Raw genomic sequence first — 726 nt, 5'->3', positions numbered from 1 at the left:
TTGTTTTTATGGCGCGCCAATCAGCCTAGCCTGAAGGAGATCGAGCTTAGCGCGCCCGTACATCTGCCGCTTGACCAGCTTGAGCTTGGTGATCTGAGCTTCCACTTGGCCATTGGACCACGGTTGCGTGATAGCCGCGTGCACCGCGCCCTTGTCGTTGGCGATGCCATTCGCGAACGAGCCAATGAGGCTCCGCTTGGATTCATCTATCCAAGGTTCGAGCTCGATCTCGGCCTTCTTTCGGATCATCGCGTGGAAGCGGCCAACGAGAGTGTTGGCATCGGCCAGCATAGGGACGCTTTGTTCAATAGCGGCAACCGTGACGGTCTCGGCCTTGGTTAGGTGGTCCCGCTTCATCGTCATCAACTGCGCTATCGTCCGGGCGGCGGGGACCCTCTGCAATTGTTGACGGCTGATGGTCTAGGCGCGTCGCCGTCGCGTGGCCCATTCCGCCACCACGCGCAGCGATCCCTTAAAGCCTTGCCCTCTCAAGCGGCGCCAGAGTTCGGCACCGTTACGACAGCCGCCTGACCACTGCGCGTCCAGGAATGGCAAGTGCCCATCCAGGGTGCTTTGACGGGTGCGGAAGATATCCGTACCGCCGCCGCGACTAATTTGGCGAACCAGATTGCGACTATGTCCTGTGCGGCGGACGATCTCCTTGAGCGGCACACCGTCGCTGACAAGAGCCGCGATTGCGGCATGGCTGTCCTGGCGCCGCAGATA

Annotated in this window: 1 pseudogene; it reads right to left on the bottom strand. The window is 60.7% G+C overall.

The features are described from left to right. Window positions 1–6: 6 nt before the first annotated feature. Window positions 7–726 (bottom strand): annotated as a pseudogene (locus tag AC0L3U_RS38310) (transposase); the annotation flags it as partial.

The organism is Bradyrhizobium sp. Kon69 (genome assembly GCF_055807515.1).
The sequence above is the reverse complement of the archived record's forward strand: the minus strand, read 5'-3'. Positions and strand labels throughout refer to the sequence as shown.